Origin of the sequence: Serinicoccus marinus DSM 15273 (assembly GCF_008386315.1) — a bacterium.
GTDB classification, from domain to species: domain Bacteria; phylum Actinomycetota; class Actinomycetes; order Actinomycetales; family Dermatophilaceae; genus Ornithinicoccus; species Ornithinicoccus marinus.
In genome coordinates, this window is record NZ_CP043808.1 from 1,511,588 (window position 1) to 1,533,770 (window position 22,183).

Consider the following 22,183-nt stretch of genomic DNA (forward strand, 5'->3'; position numbering starts at 1 on the left):
ATGACGATCACCAGCACCGTCCCCCAGGGCGCGAGCCCGCTCTCGCCCGACCAGCACCAGCGGTTCTTCGAGCTCGCGGCCTCGCTGTCGCCCATGCAGAAGGTCTGGCTCAGCGGCTACCTCGCCGGCAGCGCCGAGACCGGGGCGCCCGCCGGGGCCGCCCCGGCCGCCGCCGCCGAGCCGGCCACCCTCACCGTGCTCTACGGCTCGCAGACCGGCAACGCCAAGCACGTCGCGGCAGAGCTGGCCTCGGCGGCCTCGGCCCGCGGCCTCACCGTCGCGCTGACCGACATGGCCGACTTCAAGCCCACCCAGCTCAAGCACGAGAAGTTCCTCACCGTCGTCGTGTCGACCCAGGGCGAGGGGGATCCCCCGGAGACGGCGGAGAAGATGCACGCCTTCCTGGCCTCCAAGAAGGCGCCCGACCTCGCCGGGACCCAGGTCAGCGTGTGTCTCGGGCTCGGCGACTCCAGCTACGAGTTCTACTGCCAGGCCGCGGTGGACTTCGAGGACCGGCTCCGCGCGCTGGGGGCCCAGGTCGTCGCCGACCGGCTGCTGCTGGACGTCGACTACGAGGACCAGGTCCCGGGCTGGATCGAGACGACCCTGGACGTCTTCGAGCCCGAGCTGACGGCGGTGACCCCCGCCGGCGGGACCGTGGTGCAGATGCCCGGGCTCTCGGCGGCCGCGCCGACGGCATACTCCAAGCGGAACCCGTTCACCGCGGAGATCTCCGAGGTGCAGAAGATCACCGGCCGGGACAGCACCAAGGACGTCCGGCACGTGGAGATCTCGCTCGAGGGTTCCGGGCTGACCTACCGGCCGGGCGACTCGCTCGGCGTCTTCTTCCACAACGACACCGAGGCGGTCCAGGCCATGCTGGACGCGCTCGGCCTGGACGGGGGAGCGGAGGTGACCCTCGGGGAGCAGACCAAGACGCTGCGCGCCACCCTGACCGAGGACCTGGAGCTCACCCAGTCCTACCCCGGTTTCGTGGAGAAGTACGTCGGCGCCGCGGCCGAGCCGGTCGAGGCGCTGGCCGCGCTGGTCGAGGACAAGCCGGCGCTGCGGTCCTTCCTCGAGCAGCGGCAGATCTACGACGTCGTGCACGAGCACCCCGCCCGGATCACCGCCCAGCAGCTCGTCGACTCGCTGCGCAAGATGCAGCCGCGGCTCTACTCCATCGCCTCCAGCCAGAGCGAGGTCGAGGACGAGGTGCACCTCACCGTCGGCGTCGTCGAGTGGCACGGCTTCGGGCGGGCCCACCTCGGCGGGTGCTCCGGGCACGTGCGACGGGCCCAGGAGGGCGAGGAGGTGCGGGTCTACGTGGAGCCCGGGGACCACTTCCGGCTCCCGCAGGACCCCTCGGTCCCGACCATCATGATCGGCCCCGGCACCGGCATCGCGCCGTTCCGTGCCTTCCTGCAGGAGCGCGAGGCGCAGGGCGCCGACGGCGACAACTGGTTGATCTTCGGCAACCCGCACTTCACCCAGGACTTTCTCTACCAGGTCGAGATGCAGGCCTACCTCAGGTCCGGGCTGCTGACCCGGATGGACGTCGCCTTCAGCCGGGACCAGGCGGAGAAGGTGTATGTCCAGCACCGGATCTCCCAGCACGGGGCCGAGGTCTTCGACTGGCTGGAGCGCGGGGCGCACCTCTACGTCTGCGGCGACGCCACCCGGATGGCCAAGGACGTGCACGCCGCCCTCGTCGAGGTGGTCGCCGAGCACGGACGGATGGACGCCGAGGCGGCCGAGGACTACCTGGCCGCGCTGCGGGACGGCAAGCGCTACCAGCGGGACGTCTACTGATCAGGTCCGCCGGGCGCCCGGTCAGGCCGGCCGCGGGTCTGTGCGCACCCCTCCAACCCCAGGCGCCCCACTCGTCCCTCGATGCCAGGAAATGCCGATCTGCCCACGCTATGGCCTGCGCGGATCAGGATTTCCCGGCAGGTCGTGACTGGTGGGGTGAAGGGGGCCGGCGAGGGATCGTTGGGCGAAGGCAGCCGCGACGCCGCGCGGCAGGTCCTCAGGCCGGCCGCGGGGGCATACATGATGATCGCGACGCCGGCGAGGCAGACGAGGGCGCCGGTCACGTCCCACCGGTCGGGCACGAAGCCGTCGACGGCCATGCCCCAGGCGAGGGACCCGGCGACGAGACCCCGCCGTAGGCCGCGAGGATGCGGCCGAATTGGGCATCGGGCTGCAGCGTCACAAGAAGCCGTAGAGGCCGAGGGCGATGACCCCGGCACCGATCCAGACCCACCCCTTGTGCTCGCGCACCCCCTGCCACACCAGCCAGGCGCCGCCGATCTCGAAGAGCGCCGCGAGCGCGAAGAGGACGAGGGACCGGAGCACGATCATCGGGTGACCTCCTGGGCCCGCATCAGGCCGCGACCCACTGGCCGCGCTGCGTGAGCACGTCCTTGAGGACGTCGGCCCGGTCGGTCATGATCCCGTCGACACCGAGGTCGAGCAGGCGGTGCATCTCGACCGGGTCGTCGATCGTCCAGACGTGCACGGACTTGCCGATCTCGTGCGCCGCCGCGAGCGCCTTCGGGGTCACGACCTCGATGCCGTGGTGCTGCGGCGGCACCTGCAGCGCGTCGACCGAGCGCAGGGCCCGCGCGGCGACCGAGGCGCGGATGAGGGGCGGCAGCTCGGCGGCGGCCCGGAACGAGGCGGTGCTGCGCTGCCCCGCCGAGGTCGCGACGGGGCGGGTGAGCCGCATGACGGCGGCGTCCCGGCGCTGCTCGGAGAAGCTGGTCACGCAGACCCGCTCGTGCGCGCGCATCCGCTCGATGACCCGGACCAGGGGCACGATCGCGCCCGGGGTCTTGATGTCGATGTTGACGCGCAGCTCGGGGAAGCTCCCGAGCAGGTCCTCGAGCCGGGGGACCGGCTCCTGCCCGGAGATGCGGGCCCGCGCCACCTCGCGCCAGGACAGCTCCGGGATCGCGCCGCGCCGGTCGGTGACCCGGTCGAGCGTCTCGTCGTGGAAGGCGACGACGACGCCGTCCCGCGTCGCGTGGACGTCGGTCTCGACGTAGCGGTAGCCGAGGTCGACCGCCGCCTGGAAGGCGGCCATGGAGTTCTCCAGCCCGGCCGCGGCGGGGTCGAAGCCACGGTGGGCCATCGGGATCGGGCCGGGGTGGTCCAGGTAGGCCGTGCGCACCCTCCGAGGGTATCCGCCGGGCAGCCGGCCCCCGGTCACACGCCGCTGCGCGGCGGCTCGATCTCGGAGGCGACCGGACCCGACGGCACGAGCTCGCCCACGCCGCCCAGCACCTCGTCCGGCCGAAACGGGTAGGAGGCGAGGGTGTCGAGGCTGCTGATGCCGGTCGTGACGAGGACGGTGTGCAGCCCTGCCTCCATGCCCGCCACGATGTCGGTGTCCATGCGGTCGCCGATCATGCCGGTGCTCTCGCTGTGCGCCCCGATGGTGTTGAGCGCCGAGCGGAACATCATCGGGTTGGGCTTGCCCACGACGTAGGGCTCCCGGCCGGTGGCCTTGGTGACCAGCGCGCTGATCGCCCCCGTCGCCGGCAGGATCCCGTCCGCGCTGGGCCCGGTCGCGTCCGGGTTGGTGGCGATGAACCGGGCGCCGGCGGCGACGAGCCGGACCGCGGTGGTGATGGCCTCGAAGGAGTACTGCCGGGTCTCGCCGATGACGACGAAGTCGGGGTCCGTCTCGGTCATCGTGAAGCCGGCCTCGTGCAGAGCGGTGATGATGCCGGCCTGCCCGACGACGTAGGCGGACCCGCCGGGCTTCTGCGTGGCGAGGAAGTCGGCCGTCGCCAGGGCGCTGGTCCAGATGCGCTCCTCGGGCACGGGCAGGCCGGAGTGGTGCAGCCGCGCGGCGAGGTCGCGCGCGGTGAAGATGGAGTTGTTGGTGAGGACGAGGTAGGGGGTGGTGGGTCGTCTCCCAGTGGTCGATGAGGTCGCGCGCGCCGGGCAGCGCGCGGTTCTCGTGCACCAGGACGCCGTCCATGTCGGTCAGCCAGGCCTCGACGTCCTCACGGTTGCGCATGGTCTCAGCGTAGGGCCGCAGGAGCCCGGCGTCCGACGGTGCGCGACTGCAGCGGTGATGTCGCCCGGCAGGGCGATTCCACGACATACCCGGTGCAGTCGCGAACTTCTGGGCTCCCAGCCCAGCATCCTCACCGTCAGCGCAGCCGCAGCGGGCCCGAGTCCGGGGAGGGGGTGAGGGTACGCCGGTCTCGCCGAAGGGCTGGACCCCGCGCTCGGAGCGCGCCACCTCGGCGCTGGGTCGCCAGCGGGTGGGGAAGGTCGCCCGCGCCGCCTCCCGGGTGAGCGTCACGTCGTCCAGCGGTCTCGCCGAGGCGACGAGCACGACGTTGCCGTAGCGCTTGCCGGTGGCGACACCTCGCGCAGACACCAGCTGGCCCACGTGCGGCAGCGACTGGCGCAGCGTGGCGCCCAGGCGGGCGACCCACCTCAGCCCGGGCAGGTCGGCCCCGTTGACGAGGACGAGACCCTCCGGCGCGAGCACGCGTGCCAGCTCCGCGGCGAACGACCCTCCCGCGAGCGCGCCCGGCACCCGGCCCTCGTCGAAGGCGTCGACCACGACCACGTCGGCCGAGCCGTCGCGCAGCCCGCCGATCCCCTCCTGCCCGGTCTGCGGCCGCACCCGGATGCGGTGGCCGCGCGGCAGCGGCAGCTCGCGACGGACCAGCTCGGTGAGCGCGGCGTCCGGCTCCAGCACGATCTGCGGGGACCCCGGGTGGGTGCGGTGCACCCAGCGGGCCAGGGTCATACCGGCGCCGCCGACGTGCGTCACCGCGAGCGGCGCCGGGTCGGGTCGCAGCGCGCGCAGGACGAGGGCCAGGTGCTCGACGTACTCGAAGACGAGGAGCTCGGGGTCGTCGAGGTCGACGTAGGACTGAGGGTGGCCGTCACGGAGGACCGTGGCGCCGCCCCGCTCGTCCCGGACGATCTCCACCTCAGATGTCGCGGAAGGTCTGGATCTGCGCCCCGAGCGCGTTGAGCCGGGTCGCGAGGTCCTCGTAGCCGCGGTTGATGACGTAGACGTTGCGCAGCACCGAGGTGCCCGGCGCCGCGAGCATCGCCAGCAGGATGACCACGCCGGGACGCAGCGCCGGTGGGCACATGATCTCGCCCGCGCGCCACTTGGTCGGCCCCTCGATCATCACCCGGTGCGGGTCCATGAGGTGCACCTTGGCGCCGAGGGTGGTGAGCTCGGTGAGGTAGATCGCACGGTTCTCGTAGACCCAGTCGTGGATGAGCGTGGACCCCTCCGCGCAGGCCGCGATGATCGCGAAGAACGGCAGGTTGTCGATGTTGAGGCCGGGGAAGGGCAGCGGGTGGATCTTGTCCAGCGGTGCCTTGAGCGGACCCGGCTTGGTGGTCAGGTCCACGAGCCGGGTATGCCCGTTCGCGCTGGCGTACTCCTCCGACAGGTGGCACTCGAAGCCCATCGTCCCCAGCACGGCCAGCTCGATCTCCATGAACTCGATCGGCACCCGGCGGACGGTGATCTCGCTGCCGGTGACGACCGCGGCCGCCAGCAGGCTCATCGCCTCGATGGGGTCCTCGGAGGGGGCGTACTCGATGTCGCTGTCGATCTCCTCGACCCCGGTCACGGTCAGCGTCGTGGTGCCCAGGCCCTCGATGCTCACCCCGAGCTGCTGCAGGAAGACGCACAGGTCCTGGACCATGTAGTTGGAGCTGGCGTTGCGGATGACCGTCGTGCCGGTGTGCCGCGCAGCGGCCAGCAGGACGTTCTCGGTGACCGTGTCGCCGCGCTCGGTGAGCACGATCGGCCGGGTCGGGGACACCGCGTCGTCCACGGTGGCGTGGTAGCTGCCGGTGGTGGCGGTGACGTCCAGACCGAAGTGCCGCAGCGCGATCATGTGCGGCTCGACGGTGCGGGTGCCGAGGTCGCAGCCCCCGGCATACGGCAGCTCGAAGGTGTCGAACTCGTGCATGAGCGGGCGAGGAACATGATGATCGTCCGGGTGCGCGCGCCGCGGCCTCGTCCATCGAGTCGAGGTCGATCTTCTCCGGCGGCACGATCTCCAGGTCGGAGGAGTCCGGGAGCCAACGGATCTTGTAGCGATGCTGGTGAGCACCTCGGTGATCCGGTTGACCTCCTCGATCCGTGCGAGGTGCGCAGCGTCGTGCGGCCCTTGTTGAGCAGCGAGGCGCACAGCAGCGCCACCGCGGCGTTCTTGGAGGTGCGGACGTCGATGCCGCCGGAACAGCTTGACGCCGCCCTCGATGCGCAGGTTCTGCGGGATGCCGGAGGAGACCTGGACGATCTCGGAGTCCAGCTTCTCGCCGATGCGGGCGATCATCTCCAGGGAGAGGTTCTGCTTGCCCTGCTCGATGCGCGCGACGGCGCTCTGGCTGGTGCTGAGCAGGTCGGCCAGCTCGGCCTGCGTGAGGTCCTTGTGGCGGCGGGCGTCACGGATGAGCCCGCCGATGCGGGAGAGGTAGCTCTCGGTCATCCGGCCACTGTAGATCACATATATGAGATATGCCTGGACGGGTGGGGTCGGTGCCGGAACCACCGCGGTCGCGGCGTTGCGCTCCTGCCGGGACCGGCCGGCGCGTCCTACCCTGGGGGTGTGGTGAGCCGGATCTCCGACCAGCGTCCGCGGCAGCGTCCCGCGGCCGGCCAGGGTGCGCCCGAGCCGGGCGTCTTCTCCCGGGGCCTGCAGGGCATACGCGCGGCCCAGGTCCGCCCCGAGCTGGTCCTCGAGGAGGTCCCCGCCCCGACCCGGCTCGCGCCGCACGCGGTCGCGCTGTCCGGGGAGGTCGTCCCCTCCCGGGTCGACGACGAGGACCCGATCGCCACGGGACGCTTCGTCGTCCTGCACGACCCCGAGGGCCGGAGCCGTGGGAGGGCACCTGGCGGGCGGTGACCTACGCCAAGGCGCAGATGGAGCCGGAGGTCGGGCACGACCCGCTGGCCGGTCAGGCCGGGTGGTCCTGGCTCACCGACGCGTTGGACGACGCGCAGCTGGGGTGGTCCGCCGCCGCCGGCACGGTCACCTGCGTCACCTCGGAGAGCTTCGGGGCGCTGGCCGACCGGGAGCCGACCGTCGAGCTCGAGATCCGCGCGTCCTGGACCCCGGTCCTCACCGACGGTGACGAGGCCCGGGAGCTGGCCGCCCACCTCGGTGCCTGGGGCGACCTGCTCTGCACGCTCGCCGGGCTGCCGCCGCTGCCCGACGGCGTGGTGGCCCTCACCGGGGTCCGCCGCGACCGATGAGCCCCGACCTCACCGACGAGGACCCCAGCGGCGACTACGACCGCCTGGAGACCCCGCTCGAGGGGATCCCTGCGGTGGTGGACACCGCCGAGGGGCTGCGGCAGCTGATCACCGCCCTGGGGCGGGGGAGGGGTCGGTCGCCGTGGACGCGGAGCGGGCCTCCGGTTACCGCTACGGGCAGAGGGCCTACCTCATCCAGCTGCGCCGGGAGGGGACCGGCACCTGGCTCGTCGACCCCATTGCCTTCGACGACCTCACGGCGGTCGACGGGGCGCTCGCAGGGACGGAGTGGGTGCTGCACGCGGCCACCCAGGACATCCCGTGCCTGGCGGAGGTCGGGATGCGCCCGCGGGCGCTCTTCGACACCGAGCTCGGGGCGCGGCTCGCCGGGCTGCCGCGGGTCGGGCTGTCCGCCGTGCTGGAGTACTACCTCGGCGTGACCCTGGCCAAGGAGCACTCGGCCGTCGACTGGTCCACCCGGCCGTTGCCCGAGCCGTGGTTGCGCTACGCGGCCCTCGACGTCGAGCTGCTGGTCGAGCTCCGTGACCGGATGGAGCGCGACCTGCGCGAGCAGGGCAAGCTGGACTGGGCGGAGCAGGAGTTCGCCGCGCTGTGCGACTTCACCGGGCCGCCCGGGCCGGACGAGCCGGACGCCTGGCGTCGGACCACGGGGGCGCAGCGGCTGCGCCGACCGCGGTCGCTGGCGGCGCTGCGCGAGCTGTGGACGACCCGGGACGCCCTCGCCCGGGAGCGCGACGTGCCCCCGGGGCGGGTGCTGCCCGACGGCACCCTCATCGACCTGGCCCACCGGATGCCGACGCAGGCCGCCGCCCTCGCCTCCGGTCGCAAGGAGTCCTCGCGGACCCGGCAGCGACGTGCGGAGCAGGGCTTGCTGCGTCACCAGCGTGCCTGGCTGGGCGCGCTCGAGGCCGCCGCCGCCCTACCCGACGACGCCCTGCCCGAGCCGCCGCGGCGCGGCGACAGCCCGCCGCCGCCCCGAGCCTGGGCCGAGCGGGAGCCGGCCGCCGCCGAACGCCTCACGCAGGTCCGGGCCGACCTGTCCGACCTGTCCGAGCGGCTCGAGATCCCGGTCGAGAACCTCATGACGCCGGACGTGGTGCGGCGGATCCTCTGGAAGCCTCCCGCGGAGATGGGCGACGAGTCAGGGGACGGAGATGCGGCGGACGCGGTCGACCGTGCGGCGGCGGAGCTGGGAGCCCGCCCCTGGCAGCGCCAGCTGGTGGTGCCGATCCTCCTCGCTGCCCTGGAGGCCCACCCCTCCTGACCACCGAGCGCCGCCCATGGTTGGCCTCGACCCCACCGAGCGCCGCCCATGGTTGCCGGCGTCAGCGGGCAGAGTGCTCGTGCACCAGCTCGACCACCCGGGTGAGCACCGTCGGGTCGGTGTCGGGCAGGACTCCGTGGCCCAGGTTGAAGATGTGTCCCGGCACACCATCCGCTCGCCCCTCGTCGACGATCTCGCGCACGCGGGCGGCGAGCGCCTCCCAGGGGGCGAAGAGGAGGGCCGGGTCGAGGTTGCCCTGGACGGCATACCGTCCACCGGTCCTTGCCGCCCCGTCGGACAGGCTGACCCGGTAGTCGACACCGATGACGTCGGCCCCCGCCTGCGCCATCGCTGGCAGCAGCTCGCCGGTGCCCACGCCGAAGTGGATGCGCGGCACACCGAGGTCGCCGATCCCCTCCAGCACGGACCGGCTGTGCGGCTCGACGTGGCGCAGGTAGTCGGCGCGGGAGAGGTGGCCGGCCCAGGAGTCGAAGAGCTGCACCGCGCTCGCTCCGGCCTCGACCTGGACCCGGAGGAAGGTCCGCGAGATCTGTGCGAGTCGGGCGCACAGGTCGCTCCACAGCTGCGGGTCGCCGTGCATGAGCGCCTTGGTCCGCTCGTGGTTCTTCGACGGTCCGCCCTCGACGAGGTAGGACGCGAGGGTGAAGGGGGCTCCCGCGAAGCCGATCAGAGGCGTATGCCCCAGCTCGCCGACGAGCAGCCGCACCGATTCCGCGATGTCAGGGAGGTGCTCCGCAGTGAGCTCCGGCAGGCGGTCGAGGTCGGCACGGGTCCGGATCGGCTCGGCGATGACCGGGCCGGTCCCCGCGACGATGTCGAGGTCCACCCCGACGGCCATGAGAGGCACGACGATGTCGCTGAAGAAGATCGCCGCATCGACGCCATGGCGACGCACCGGCTGCAGCGTGATCTCGGTGACCAGCTCCGGGGTGCGGCAGGCGGTGAGCATCGGCACGTCGCGCCGCACCTCGCGGTACTCCGGCAGGGACCGCCCGGCCTGACGCATGAACCACACCGGGGTATGCCCGACCGGCTGCCTCCGCGCGGCGCGCACCAGCACGCTGTCGGCGGGGCTCGGGGTGAGATCGGTGGAGGATGAGGCAGGGGAGGTCACCGCACGAGTCTCGCACGGCATACCTGATCCGGACGGGGGCAACCATTCGCGACGCTCGGTGGGGCCAGGGGCAACCATTCGCGACGCTCGGTGGGCTACTCCGCGTGGTGGTGCGACACATGTGGGCTCTCGGTCTCCGGGGCGGTGCTGCGGGCGGACGACGAACCATGGCGCCGGCGCCACCACCAGAGCACCGGCACGAGGATCAGCGCCAGCACGACCAGGAAGGGCAGCAGCGCTCCGAGCAGCGTCAGCAGCACCGTCACGGACGCGGCGAAGGCGTCCCAGCCCTGCTGCAGCCCGGCGACGAACCCGGTGTCCGGCCGTGCCTCGTCGAGGTCCTGCGACGCCTCGGCGAGATGCAGCGTGATCGTGGACCGGGTGACGTCGTCGGCGAGCACCTGCATCCGCGCCTTGAGCGCATCGAGCTCGGCCTCGCGGGTCGACAGCTCGCGCTCCAGGCTGGCGATCGACTCGACGTCGGGGGCCTCCTCGACGAGGTCCCGCAGCCGGGTGGCCCCGGCCTCGAGCGTGGCGATGCGGGCCTCGACGTCGCGGTACTCCGTCGTCACGTCGTCAGCGCTGCTGCTGGAGGACTGCACCTGACCCAGCTCGCCCAGCGTCGCCACCACCGGGTCCAGCTCGGCGGAGGGGACCCGCAGCACGAGCGACCCGTAGCCACCACGGTCCTCGGTGCCCGGCCGCACGTCCTCGGAGGAGACATAGCCCCCGGCGCCCGTCACCGTCGCGCGGGCGCGGGTCACGGCGGCGTCGACCGCCTCGACGACGACCTCGAGCTCGACGCGGCGCACCATGAGCGGCGCCTCGCCGTCCGTCGCGACGGAGCCCTCGCCGATCTCCGCAGCGGCTTCGGCGGCGCGGCTCCCTGCCTCGTCGCCACCCTCCTGCGCGGCGTCACCCTCCGCCCCGTCCTCTGCGTCGGCGGCATAGCCGGAGGCGGCGTCCGCTCCTGCGTTCTGCGCGCCGCTGTCGGCACTGCTGCACCCCGTCAGCAGCGCCAGCAGCACCGCCACCACGGCTGCCACGATCGTCCTGGTGCCCATCGGCTCGCCTTTCCTCGAACGCCCGCACGGCGACCCCCTGCGGATCGACGGTGCGACGGGAGCCACCGGCGGGGTCGTTCCGCCGCGGCGGTCACGAGCGCGTCACGATGACGACGGCGGGGTCACGGGTCGGTCACGCCGGCCCGGGTGAGACGCTGGAGGTATGACGTCCTGGCTGGTCATCGGTGGGGGGGTCAGTGGGCTCACGGCGGCGCTGGCGGTGCTCGAGCGCGAGCCGACCGCCCGGGTCACCGTGCTGGAGGGCAGCGACCGCCCCGGCGGCAAGCTGAGCGGTGCGCGGGTCGCCGGGTGCGAGGTGGACGTCGGCGCCGAGGCCGTGCTGGCCCGGCGCCCCGAGGCCGTCGAGCTCGCAGACCAGGTCGGACTGGGCGACGAGCTCGTCCACCCCACCTCAGCCGGGGCGCAGGTCTGGAGCCGGGGCCGCATCCACCCGCTGCCGCGGCGCACCCTCATGGGGGTGCCGGCGGACCCGGGGGCGCTCACCGGGCTGCTCACCGGCGACGAGGTCCGCCGTGCGGCGGCCGAACCAGCGGGCCGGGTCGAGGCCGACGACGTGAGCGTGGGGGAGCTCGTCAGCGGGCGGATGGGTGGCGCCGTGACGCAGCGACTGGTCGAGCCGTTGCTCGGGGGCGTGTATGCCGGGCACGCCGACCTCATCTCGGCCCGGGCCGCCCTGCCCGCGCTGCTGCGCGCCGCGCAGGACGGACAGCGGCTGCAGGAAGCAGCGTCCCGGATCCTGCCCGCACCCACCGACGGCACCCAGTCAGTGGGCACGGCACCGGTCTTCGCCACGGTGCGGGGCGGGCTGCACCGGCTCGTGGACGCCGCGGCCGGGCACATCACGGCCGCCGGGGGTGATGTCCGCACCGGCACCCTCGCGCGCGAGCTGCGCCGACACCCGGATGGTGGCTTCGAGGTGGTGACCGGCCCGCGACCGGACCCCACGGCATACCGGGCCGACCGGGTCGTGCTCGCGACCCCTCCCGCGGCGACCGCGCGACTGCTGCGCGACGTGTCCCCCGCCGCTGCGGACCGGCTCGTCGGCGTGGAGACAGCCTCGATGGCCGTGCTGACCTTCGCCTTCGCGACCGCATCGCTGGGGCAGCTCGACGGCTCCGGGGTCCTGCTGCCGCCGGTGGAGGGCCGCACCATCAAGGCGGCGACCTTCAGCGCCACGAAGTGGGACTGGGTGCGCGAGCTGGGCCGGGGCGCCGGGCCCGACGGCGAGGACGTCACGTTCCTGCGCACGTCCGTGGGCAGGCACCGCGAAGAGGCGACGCTCCAGCGTCCCGACGAGGAGCTGCTGGCCGCCGCGCTGGGAGACCTTCGGGCCGTCCTGGGTCGAGACCTCCCGCCCCCGGTGGACGCGCACGTGCAGCGCTGGGGCGGTGCGCTGCCGCAGTATGCCGTCGGGCACGTCGAGCTCGTCGCGCAGGTGCGCGCCGCGGTCGCGCAGGCGCCCGGGATCGCGGTGTGCGGGGCGACCTACGACGGGGTCGGGGTGCCCGCCTGCATCGCCTCGGCCCGCCGTGCCGTGGCGGAGCTGCACCCCGCACAATGAGGGGCATGGCCGACTACACCCACCCCACCCCCGACCAGGCCGAGGAGATCAACGCCTCGCTGCGGTATGCCGCCTACTCGGTCTTCCGCTCGGCGGCTCCGCTGCCGCAGGGCAAGGCGCGCGCGAGCCTGGTCGCGCAGCTCGACCGGCTCTTCCAGGAGCTGGAGCAAGAGGGCCTCGTGATCCGCGGGGTCTACGACGTCTCCGCCCTGCGTGCCGACGCTGACCTGATGATCTGGTGGCACGCGGAGCAGGTCGAGACGGTCCAGCGGGCCTACCAGCGGTTCCGGCAGACCGACCTCGGCCAGCACCTGGCACCGGTGTGGAGCAACGTCGCGATCCACCGGCCGGCGGAGTTCAACCGCGGCCACGTGCCGGCCTTCCTCTCCGGGGCCGAGCCCAAGGACTACATCTGCGTCTACCCCTTCGTGCGGTCCTACGACTGGTACGTCATGGACGCCGAGGACCGCTCCCGCATGCTGCGCGAGCACGGGATGGCGGCCCGCGACTACAAGGACGTGCTGGCCAACACCCTCGCGAGCTTCGCGCTCGGCGACTACGAGTTCCTGCTCGCCTTCGAGGCCGACGAGCTGCACCGGATCGTCGACCTCATGCGGGAGCTGCGCAACACCGAGGCGCGCCTGCACGTCCGGGAGGAGATCCCGTTCTTCACCGGCCCGCGCGTGAGCCTGGAGCGGATCGTCGACGCGCTGCCCTGAGCGTCGTCGGGGGCCTCGGCCGCGGATTGAGGGCCTCGGGATCGTCTCGGTCTCTGCGGTGACCTGAGCAAGGTTGCGCACCTGATGCACGGCTCTCGACGGCTCACCGGTGCATACCTTGCCCAGGTCGGCTGGACGCGGCGGCGGAGTCGGCACCGGGTGGGGCGGAGCTGCGTGCGAGGCTGTCGGTATGCCTGAACCCACCGCGGCGACCGACTCACCCACCATCGGCATCCTCGGCACCGGCTCGCTGGCGGCGGCCATCGTCAGAGGGCTCTGCGAGGGCGTCGACGACGCACCGCCGATCCTGCTCTCCCCACGGGGCGAGCGGACGAGCGCGCGGCTCGCCGCGGCATACCCCGGCGTGACGGTGGCGGCGGACAACCAGGCGGTGGTGGACGGCGCCGACACGGTGCTGGTCTGCCTGCGTCAGGACGACGCCGGGCTGCTCGGGGACCTGACGTGGCGACCGGAGCAGACCGTGGTAAGCGCTGTCGCAGGGCTCACCGCACCAGCGCTGGCCAGGCGGTGGCACCCGCGACGGAGGTGGGGCGGGCGGTGCCGGTCGTCGGCGTCGCGACCCGGTCGTGGTCCACGCCGCTGCGCCCGGCACTGCCTGGTGCGGTGGCGGTCTTCGAGCGCACCGGCGGTGTGCTGCCGGTGGAGGACGACGAGCAGTTCGACGCGATCTTCACCGCGCTCGGCACGGTGGCCCCGCTCTTCGACTACCTCGCCGCGATCGAGGGCTTCCTGCGCGACCACGGCCTGCCGGCCGGTGGGGCCCGCACGCTGCTGGGCAGAACGTCGCGCTCGCGCTCGGCCCGCTCGGCGTCGAGCCGGAGCCGGACTTCGCCGAGCTGCGGCGCGAGCACGCCCCGGCCGGGGGCGGCAACGAGCAGATGGCGACGCTCCTGGCGCAGGCCGGGGTGCCGGAGGCGACGCGCGCGGCCCTGGACGAGGTCTTGCGTCGCCAGACCGGCGGCGCCTGGGAGTAGCCGGGCGACGCGGCTGCCTCCTGGCTGGGCCGGTCAGCCGGCCTTGGGCTCCAGTGTCATCGCGATGCTGTTGATGCAGAAGCGCTGGTCGGTGGGGGTGTCGTAGCCCTCGCCCTCGAAGACGTGGCCGAGGTGGGAGCCGCAGGAGGCGCAGCGGACCTCGGTGCGCGTCGCGCCGAGCGAGTCGTCCTGGAGGTACTCCACCCGGTCTTCGGCGAGCGGGGAGTAGAAGCTCGGCCAGCCGCAGTGGCTCTCGAACTTCGTCTCGCTGCGGAACAGCTCGGTGCCGCAGGCGCGGCAGGCGTAGACGCCCTCGGTGGTGGTGTTGGTGTACTCCCCGACGAAGGGGCGCTCGGTGCCAGCCTCACGCAGCACGGCGTACTCCGCGGAGGAGAGCTGCTCGCGCCACTCCTGCTCGCTCTTGGCGGTGTCGTAGGCCTTGCCCTCGGGCTTGGCGGAGTCGGTCGCGGGGGTGCTGTGGTGGCTCATGCCCAGGACAACGAGCGGCGCCGCCGATTGCTTCCTGACCTGCCGTTCCGGACTTCGGTTCCTGGCGCTCGTCCCCCAGGAACCGAGGTCCAGAACCGTCGGTCGGTGCCGGGTCGTGCCGCTACATTGCGGGTATGCCTGCCGACGCCCTGATCCTGACCGCACCCGGCCCGGACGGCGAGGAGCGGGCGGTCCGGCTGTCGAGCCGGACAAGGTGGTCTGGCCGGCCACGGAGGCGGGTGCGGCGATCACGAAGGCCGACCTCGCGGCATACCTCGAGGCGGTGTCGAAGCCGATGCTGCGTGCGCTCGCGGACCGGCCGGTGACCCTCCAGCGGGTCCGCGGTGGCATCGAGGGGGAGGAGTTCTACTCCAAGAACCCGCCCAAGGGGGTCCCCGAGTGGTCGCGGACCACGACGTGCACCTATCCCTCCGGCCGCAGCCACCCGCAGCTGGTGATCGACGATCTCGCCACGCTGTGGTGGACCGCGCAGATGGGCACGGTGACCTGGCACCCGTGGCCGGTGCGCAGCGGCGACAACGACCATCCCGACGAGCTCCGCATCGATCTGGACCCGCAGCCCGGCCGCGGCTTCGCCGACGTCGTCGAGGCGGCCCGGGGGCTGCGTGAGGTGATGACCGAGGCGGGGCTCACGCCTTTCGTGAAGACCACGGGCAACCGGGGGGTCCACGTCTTCGCCGCGATCGAGCCGCGGCTGGAGTTCCTGGAGGTGCGGCACGCCGTCATCGGCCTCGCCCGCGAGCTGGAGCGACGGATGCCCGAGCTGGTCACGACGGCATGGTGGAAGGAGGAGCGCGGTGAGCGCATCTTCGTCGACTTCAACCAGGCGACGCGCGACCGCACCCTGGCCGCTGCCTGGAGCACCCGGATCCTCCCGGGCGCGCCGGTGTCGGTGCCCCTGACCTGGGAGCAGCTGGGGGATGTCGACCCGGCCGGGCTCACGCTGCACACGGTGCCGGACTTCCTCGCCGAGCACGGCGACGCCTGGGCGGGCCTGCATCGGGAGGCGGGCTCGGTCGACGGTGCCTACGCGCTGTGGGAGGCCGACCTGCAGCGTGGCCTGGGTGAGCTCAACTTCCCGCCCGACCACCCCAAGATGCCGGGTGAGCCGCCGCGCGTGCAGCCGTCCAAGAAGGTCGCGGAGCACTGGGACGCCGACGGCAACCGGGTGGAGGGCACCTGAGGGGTGAGGATCGATCGCCGTGGACGTGACACGCAGACAGGTCCGTTCCGCGCTCCTGACGATGTCACCCAGCGGCCCACTTCGGTGCCCTCGAAGGCCGTCATCATGAGCGCAACCGGGCCACTCGGCGCGCCCGGCGCGCGTGACTGCGCTCAGGTCGTCGTGGTCGCGAGGTAGAGGTCTCCGCGCCCTCGATCCGCACCGGCCCCGCCTGGTCGACGAAGCACGCGTCACCGCGGCGCAGCGTCAGGGTCGCCTCGCCCGCGCCCAGCGTGAACTCGCCCGCCAGCACCAGGGCGATCGACGGGCTGCCCGTGGCCACGTCTGCCGACCCGGTCACGCGCAGCAGCTGCCAGGGCACGTCCGCCCCGCTGGCCTGGGTGCTCGGACGGTATGCCCGCACCCCCGGGGCGACCTCGACCGGCGCCAGGCGCGGTGGCGGGCCCGGTGTGAAGTCCAGCACGCGCAGCAGCTCGGGAACGTCCACGTGCTTGCCGGTCAGGCCGCCGCGCAGCACGTTGTCGCTGGGGCCCATGACCTCGACCCCGAGGCCGGACAGGTAGGCGTGCACGTTGCCCGCCGGCAGCCACAGCGCCTCACCGGCGGCGAGTCGCACCCGGTTGAGCATCAGAGCCACGGCGATCCCCGGATCGCCGGGATGATGCGCGGTGAGCAGCCGGACAAGGTCGGCATCGCGCTCCGGCAGGCCGTCGAGATCCTCCCCACCGAGCGCACGCACCAGCCTCCCGACCTCCGGGTCGCCGGAGAGCAGCCACGCCACCGCGGCACGCACCCCCGAGCCCGTGTGACCGGCGACCTCCCCCTGCCCCGGGGCACTCGCGACCCGATCTCGCCACACCCCGACGGCAGGGTCGTCGAGCAACCCCGCCAGGGTGTCCAGCAGCGCGAGGACCTCCTCGACCGGCCGGAAGCCGCACAACGCGTCGAAGCCGTCCTCGACGGCCACGATGATCTCCGGCTTGGCGTGCGGGTCCTGGTAGCTGCGCTCCGGTGCACCGAGCGGCACCCCGGCCGCCTCCTCCCGGGCATACCCGGCCCGCGCCTGCTCCGCGCTGGGGTGCGCCTGCAGCGACAGCGGTGAGGCCGCGGCCAACAGCTTCATGAGGTAGGGGAGAGACCCGCCGGTGCGCTGCTCCCAGACCGCGAGGTCGGTCCAGGCCGCCGTGGCCTCGAGCGCCCGGGAGGGTGCACCCGCGTGCGCCCCCAGCCACAGCTCGGCCTCCGGGCCGGTGCCCGGCGGCTGGCCAAGCGCGGCCCGGATGCCGCCGACCCGGCCCCAGGCGTAGTCCCGGACCTCGCCGGCGAGCGGCACCAGCCCCGCCGGGCTCACGGGTCAACCCCCGTCTCCTCCTCGTGGATCCTCACCGTGCCCGCGTCGCCGTCCACGGTGAGCATCGTCCCCGTGGTGATGCGCTCGGTCGCGGAGCCGGTGCCCATCACGGCAGGTATGCCGTACTCCCGCGCCACGATCGACCCGTGCGCGAGGGCACCGCCGACATCGGTCACCAGCCCGGCCGCCTGCCCGAAGAGCGGTGTCCAGGCCGGGGTGGTCGTCCGGGCGACGAGGATGCTCCCGGGCCGCATGAGGTGGAAGTCCGCGGTCGAGCCGATGACGCAGGCGGGGGCGGTGACCCGTCCCGAGCTCACCGCAAAACCGGTGAGCGTGCTCGCGTCGGCACCGGAACTTCCGCCCGGGGTGGGGTGGAAGGCCGTGAGCTCGAACGGCCCGACCTTGAGGGCGCCGCGCTCGGGCACGATCGGCGGTGGCGTGAGCCGGGAGCGCGCGGCGCGAAGGTCCCGACGCTCCTGGGCGAGACCGGCCAGATGGGCGGGCTCGCCGATGGCTCCCTCAGGACCAGTCACGGCACCGGTGTCCCTCGACCCGGTCTGCTCGCCCGCGATCCCGCCCCTCAGCCCCAGTGCCGACCGGATCTCGGCGTCGGTGAGGAAGTAGACGTCGCCCGCGTCATAGAGCGCCCCGACCTCCACCAGCCGTCGACCCAGCTCGGCGGCCAGGCGCCGGGCCGCCGGCCAGCCCGACCCGAGGTGGAACATCACGTGCTCGCGGTAGGGCGCGTAGTGGGCGGTCCACCGCCAGAGCAGGTCGAAGGCGGCGCGCGCGAGCGGTCCGAGCCGTCGGCGGGTGTGCGCCAGCAGCTCCTCGCGCTCGGCAGCCATCCTCCGCTGGCGGGCGCGCGCGCCCTCGGCCGGCTCGGACTCGACCAGTGCCCGCAATGTCGCGGCCACCAGCGTCGGGTCCTCGCCCATCGGCGGCTCGGCGAAGTCGAGGGAGTAGATCTGGTGGCCGTAGGTCGCCAGGTGCCGGCGCAGCCCGGCCAGGACCGCACCCCCAGCCGGATGCTGCGCCAGCGCGGGCAGGAGCTGCGCGGGCTCGGTGCCGAGCACGAGGTCGCGCAGACCCGCCGACGCCCGTATCTGGTCCGCCAGCCCCTCCACATCGGCCTGCGCGTCGAGGGCGGGGGAGGCGAAGCCGCGCAGGAAGGACGAGCTGCCCAGGCCGGGCTCCGGCAGCGCCGACCGCAGCGGCGGCAGCCGCAGGGCCAGCCCGAAGGTCGGGTCGAGCAGCCGCGACATCCCGAGGTTCAGCGCCGAGCCGAACCAGTAGCGCGCGTCCTCCAGCGCCAGCTCGGCGAGCCCGTCGAGGAGGTCCTCGCCCGTCGCCGTCGCGAGGTCGACGTGGGTCCACCGAGCCCGCACCTGCTGGTAGCGGGGGAGCACGGCCCCGTGCCAGTCGAAGGCCGGGCTCCCGAAGATGCGGGGGAGGCGGGCATACACCCCGGCGATGCCGCGCAGCGTCGCCCACCCCATCCGGAAGCTGGCAGTGGTGTAGCCGAAGCCGTTGATGGAGCGCCCGAACCCCTGCGGCACCATCTCGTCGACGTCGAAGGTGGCGCCGGTCGCCGAGGCCATCTCCTGGCCGAGCTCGCGCATCGCCTGCTGCAGCCCGCGGCGGAGGTAGAGCTCCTCGAAGAGCGGCGACAGCGGGCCGGGCATGTGCTCCACGACCTGCCGACGCATCCACACCGTGCCCGGCACGGGCGGCTCCCACCGCACGTCCTTCAGCGGTGCCGGCGGCAGGGAGGTGATCGGCCGTGCCTGCAGCACCGCCACGGTGCCCTCGCTCACCGCCCACTCGATGTCCATCGGCGTCCCGGTGTGCTCGGCGATGCGGCCACCCAGCCCCGTCAGCTCCAGCGCCGTCGCACGGTCGAGGGCGGGGGCGTCGACGAGCTCGGCCGGGGTGGGCTCCTCCCGGGTGCCGGTCGGCGTCGGCACGGTGCGCACCTCCTTGGCCGCGACGTGCTCCTCGACGACCTCGGGCGCGACCGGGTCGGCGGTGCTCACCACGACGGTGTCTGGCGTGACCAGACCACCCACCACGGCCTCCCCGAGACCCCACGCGGCGTTGATGACGGTCCGCCCGCGCTCGCCGGTCGCCGGGTCGGCGGTGAAGAGCACCCCGGCCACGTCCGCCGGCACCAGCCGCTGCACGACGACCGCCATCGCGACGTCCTCCTCGCGCAGGCCCTGCCTGGCGCGGTAGGCGACCGCGCGCTCGGACCGCAGCCCGGCCCAGCAGTCGCGCACGGCGAGCAGCACCGGGTCGGTCCCGGCGACGTGCAGGAAGGTGTCCTGCTGGCCGGCGAAGCTCGCCTCCGGCAGGTCCTCTGCGGTGGCCGAGGAGCGCACGGCCACCGGCAGATCCTCCCCGGCGCCGGCCCGCACGCCCAGCTCGAGGTATGCCTGCGCCACCTGGTCACGCACCTCCTCGGGCAGTTCGCCACCAGAGCCGGCCGCGGCGTACGCCTCCGTCGTCAGCACGAACCCGTCCGGCACCGGCATCCCGGCGCGCACCAGCTGGCCGAGCCCGGCCGCCTTGCCGCCCACGTCCGCGAGCATCGAGGCGTCCACCTGCTCCAGCCACCGGACGAACCCGTCGGCAGGCATACGCCTCACCCTCCTCGGTCGACCCGGGGCGCCCTCACCCCGCCTGGCCCGCCAGTATGCCCGCACCCACCGACACGCTCGTGCCCGCCTGGCCCCCGGACGGCTGTCGGCGGCATCGGGCACACTGAGCGCGTGGACCTGCCCGTCATGCCCCCGGTCAAGCCGATGCTCGCCAAGCCGGCCGCGAGCCTGCCCCCCGGCTGGCTCTACGACCCGAAGTGGGACGGCTTCCGCTCCATCGTCTTCCGCGACGGCGACGAGGTCGAGCTGGGCTCGCGCAACGAGAAGCCGATGACCCGCTACTTCCCGGAGCTCGTCGAGGCGGCGCGTGCCGAGCTGCCGCCGCGCTGCGTCGTCGACGGCGAGATCGTGGTCTCCTCCCCGGACGGGTCGCGGCTCGACTTCGACGCCCTCGGCCAACGGATCCACCCCGCGGACTCCCGGGTCCGGATGCTCAGCGAGGCGACCCCCGCGGCCTTCGTCGCCTTCGACCTGCTGGCCCTGGGCGACGACGACCTCACCGGTATGCCGTTCCGCGAGCGCCGCGCCCGGCTGGAGTCGGTCCTGCCCAGCACCTCCAGCGGCTCGATCCACCTCTCGCCGCTCACCGACGACCTGGAGCTGGCGATGCGGTGGTTCACCGACTTCGAGGGTGCGGGGCTCGACGGCATGATCGGCAAGGACCCCGAGGCGGTCTACGAGCCCAACAAGCGCATCCTCATCAAGCTCAAGCACACCCGCACCGCCGACTGCGTCGTGGCCGGCTACCGCACCCACAAGTCGGGCGACGACGTCATCGGCTCGCTGCTGCTGGGCCTGTTCACCGACGAGGGACGACTGGCCCACGTCGGGGTGTCCTCCTCCTTCACCATGGCGCGACGGCGCGAGCTCTTCACCGAGCTTCAGCCGCTGGTGACCGACTTCGAGGGCCACCCGTGGGACTGGGCGTCCCAGCTGCAGGCCGACACCCCGCGCAAGAGCGAGGGATCGCGCTGGGCGGCCGGCAAGGACCTGTCGTTCACGCCGCTGCGACCCGAGCGGGTCGTCGAGGTGAAGTACGACTACCTCGAGGGTGGCCGCTTCCGGCACACCGCCCACTTCCAGCGCTGGCGGGAGGACCGCGAGCCGGCCAGCTGCACCTTCGAGCAGCTCGACCAGCCGGTGGACTACCCCCTCGCCGACGTGCTCGGGGCCCCGGTGACGGGTCGCTGAGGCAGGGGGCACGAGGCAGGTGGCACGCATGACGAGCACGGCGGGGCGGGCGGCGGCGGTCGGGTCGGCCGTGGCCGGGGGAGCGGCGGTGGGCGGAGCCGTGTCGATGGGCACGGCGACCTACTTCGCGCACCGGGTCATCACCCCGGACCACGAGAAGAAGGACGACGTCACCGTCGTGTCCGTGGACACCGAGGCGGGCACCGTGACCCTGCGCGCCGACCCGCAGACCACGTCCGTCGGGCGCTACGGCCTGTGGCTGGACCGGGGCGCCGGGCACGCCCGGCTCGGCGAGGTGGTCGAGCCGGCGCACACCGAGCCGGAGGAGCAGGCACGCGGTCATCGGCGGCAGACCGTCGTGACCCGGCAGCTGCTCGGCGTCGACGTCGGCGACCTCGTGCCCGGCCCGGCCCGGTGGAACAAGTACTTCTACTGCGGCGACCCGTCCGGCTCGCTCGGCCTGGAGCACGAGGACGTCGTGGTCACCTCGGACATCGGGGACCTGCCCGCGTGGCGGGTCCCTGGCGACCCGTCGGCCCCGGGACACGGCGAGGACTGGGCGATCCTCGTGCACGGCCGCAGCGCGCAGCGCGGCGAGACGCTGCGCGCCGTCCCGGTGCTGCACCGCCTGGGCTACACCTGCCTGATCCCGATGTACCGCAACGACATCGGGGCACCCCCGTCGTCGGACGGGCGCTACAGCCTCGGCCTGTCCGAGTGGCGCGACATCGACGCCGCGATGCGGTATGCCCTCGCGCACGGCGCCCGGCGGCTCGTCCTGCTCGGGTGGTCCATGGGCGGCGCGATCGTGCTGCAGGCGCTCAACCGCTCCGACGTCGCGCACCGGGTGCAGCGGGTCGTGCTCAACGGGCCGGTCATCGACTGGGGATCGGTGCTGGCGCACCAGGCCGACCTGCACTTCATCCCCCGGCCCATCGAACAGCTGGCCCGCAGCCTGCTGCGCAGCAAGGCCTCCCGTCACCTGCTGCGGGTCGCAGAGCCGGTCGACGTCGCGGCGACCAACTGGGTGGACCGGGCCGACGAGGTCAGCCACCGCATGTTCATCATCCACTCGATGACCGACGAGACGGTGCCCTACGGCCCCTCGCAGGACCTCGCCCGGCGCCGCCCGGGTCTGGTGCAGACCTTCGTCTGGCCCCAGGCGCGGCACTGCCAGGAGTGGAACACCAACCCCTCGCTCTGGGAGGACCTCGTCGCCTCCTTCGTGCGCTGAGCCGGAGAGGGCACCA

General features: G+C 73.3%; 14 protein-coding genes and 6 pseudogenes. 10 read left to right on the forward strand and 10 right to left on the reverse strand.

The features are described from left to right. The gene (locus FU792_RS07020; protein ID WP_149814652.1) at nt 1–1,812 is read left to right on the forward strand and encodes an assimilatory sulfite reductase (NADPH) flavoprotein subunit; all 1,812 of its coding nucleotides are present in this window, start codon (nt 1–3) and stop codon (nt 1,810–1,812) included. 230 nt (nt 1,813–2,042) lie between these two features. Here FU792_RS07020 and FU792_RS07025 read toward each other — a convergent pair. From FU792_RS07025 to FU792_RS07045, 5 genes and pseudogenes are all read right to left on the reverse strand, one after another. Then, nucleotides 2,043–2,364 (reverse strand): annotated as a pseudogene (locus tag FU792_RS07025) (YnfA family protein); the annotation flags it as partial. Nucleotides 2,365–2,386: 22 nt separating this feature from the next. Further along, entirely contained in the window at nt 2,387–3,175 is a 789-nt protein-coding gene (locus FU792_RS07030) for a glycerophosphodiester phosphodiesterase family protein (protein WP_022923798.1), read from the reverse strand. Nucleotides 3,176–3,210: 35 nt separating this feature from the next. Beyond that, nucleotides 3,211–4,030: pseudogene (locus tag FU792_RS07035) on the reverse strand (HAD-IIA family hydrolase). A gap of 318 nt (nt 4,031–4,348) precedes the next feature. Further along, nucleotides 4,349–4,963: pseudogene (locus FU792_RS17015) on the reverse strand (spermidine synthase); the annotation flags it as partial. 1 nt (nt 4,964) lies between these two features. Then, a pseudogene (locus tag FU792_RS07045) lies at nt 4,965–6,491 on the reverse strand (helix-turn-helix domain-containing protein). A 120-nt stretch (nt 6,492–6,611) separates the two neighbouring features. Between FU792_RS07045 and FU792_RS07050 the strand changes: the two are divergent. Next, nucleotides 6,612–7,258 (forward strand): annotated as a pseudogene (locus FU792_RS07050) (DUF3000 domain-containing protein). A gap of 142 nt (nt 7,259–7,400) precedes the next feature. Further along, nucleotides 7,401–8,543 (forward strand): HRDC domain-containing protein, encoded by a 1,143-nt coding sequence (locus FU792_RS07055; protein ID WP_238706071.1) that lies wholly within the window; start codon nt 7,401–7,403, stop codon nt 8,541–8,543. A gap of 61 nt (nt 8,544–8,604) precedes the next feature. On the opposite strand, the gene hemE is transcribed toward FU792_RS07055, so the two are convergent. Next, entirely contained in the window at nt 8,605–9,699 is a 1,095-nt protein-coding gene (gene hemE, locus FU792_RS07060) for a uroporphyrinogen decarboxylase (RefSeq protein ID WP_149814653.1), read from the reverse strand. A gap of 74 nt (nt 9,700–9,773) precedes the next feature. Further along, a complete protein-coding gene (locus FU792_RS07065) occupies nt 9,774–10,742 on the reverse strand; it encodes a DUF4349 domain-containing protein (RefSeq protein WP_022923805.1) in 969 nt (322 codons plus the stop codon). Nucleotides 10,743–10,905: 163 nt separating this feature from the next. Between FU792_RS07065 and hemG the strand changes: the two genes are divergently transcribed. From hemG to FU792_RS17850, 4 genes and pseudogenes are all read left to right on the forward strand, one after another. Next, nucleotides 10,906–12,324: a protoporphyrinogen oxidase gene (gene hemG / locus FU792_RS07070; RefSeq protein WP_022923806.1), complete on the forward strand. Its 1,419-nt coding sequence runs from the start codon at nt 10,906–10,908 to the stop codon at nt 12,322–12,324. 5 nt (nt 12,325–12,329) lie between these two features. After that, the gene (gene hemQ, locus FU792_RS07075; RefSeq protein WP_022923807.1) at nt 12,330–13,043 is read left to right on the forward strand and encodes a hydrogen peroxide-dependent heme synthase; all 714 of its coding nucleotides are present in this window, start codon (nt 12,330–12,332) and stop codon (nt 13,041–13,043) included. Between the two features lie 190 nt (nt 13,044–13,233). Further along, nucleotides 13,234–13,533: pseudogene (locus tag FU792_RS19185) on the forward strand (NAD(P)-binding domain-containing protein); the annotation flags it as partial. 38 nt (nt 13,534–13,571) lie between these two features. After that, nucleotides 13,572–14,144: a hypothetical protein gene (locus FU792_RS17850; RefSeq protein WP_238706072.1), complete on the forward strand. Its 573-nt coding sequence runs from the start codon at nt 13,572–13,574 to the stop codon at nt 14,142–14,144. Here the strand turns inward: FU792_RS17850 and msrB are convergent. Continuing rightward, nucleotides 14,072–14,527, reverse strand: a complete 456-nt coding sequence (gene msrB / locus FU792_RS07085; protein ID WP_022923809.1) for a peptide-methionine (R)-S-oxide reductase MsrB — start codon at nt 14,525–14,527, stop codon at nt 14,072–14,074. The two genes, FU792_RS17850 and msrB, sit on opposite strands and share 73 nt — an antisense overlap. Before the next feature lie 214 nt (nt 14,528–14,741). On the opposite strand from msrB, the gene ligD reads away from it, so the two are divergent. Continuing rightward, nucleotides 14,742–15,731: a non-homologous end-joining DNA ligase gene (gene ligD, locus FU792_RS07090; RefSeq protein ID WP_149814655.1), complete on the forward strand. Its 990-nt coding sequence runs from the start codon at nt 14,742–14,744 to the stop codon at nt 15,729–15,731. 103 nt (nt 15,732–15,834) lie between these two features. Here ligD and manA read toward each other — a convergent pair whose 3' ends face one another. Together manA and FU792_RS07100 are read right to left on the reverse strand one after the other, a co-directional pair. After that, complete coding sequence (gene manA / locus FU792_RS07095) at nt 15,835–17,082, reverse strand: mannose-6-phosphate isomerase, class I (protein WP_238706073.1); 1,248 nt, start codon at nt 17,080–17,082, stop codon at nt 15,835–15,837. Continuing rightward, the gene (locus FU792_RS07100; RefSeq protein ID WP_022923812.1) at nt 17,079–19,721 is read right to left on the reverse strand and encodes a PEP/pyruvate-binding domain-containing protein; all 2,643 of its coding nucleotides are present in this window, start codon (nt 19,719–19,721) and stop codon (nt 17,079–17,081) included. The genes manA and FU792_RS07100 overlap by 4 nt, the downstream gene beginning before the upstream one ends. A gap of 132 nt (nt 19,722–19,853) precedes the next feature. Between FU792_RS07100 and FU792_RS07105 the strand changes: the two genes are divergently transcribed. Together FU792_RS07105 and FU792_RS07110 are read left to right on the forward strand one after the other, a co-directional pair. Then, a complete protein-coding gene (locus FU792_RS07105; RefSeq protein ID WP_022923813.1) occupies nt 19,854–20,933 on the forward strand; it encodes an ATP-dependent DNA ligase in 1,080 nt (359 codons plus the stop codon). 28 nt (nt 20,934–20,961) lie between these two features. Next, a complete protein-coding gene (locus FU792_RS07110; protein ID WP_022923814.1) occupies nt 20,962–22,167 on the forward strand; it encodes an alpha/beta hydrolase in 1,206 nt (401 codons plus the stop codon). Nucleotides 22,168–22,183 lie beyond the last annotated feature (16 nt).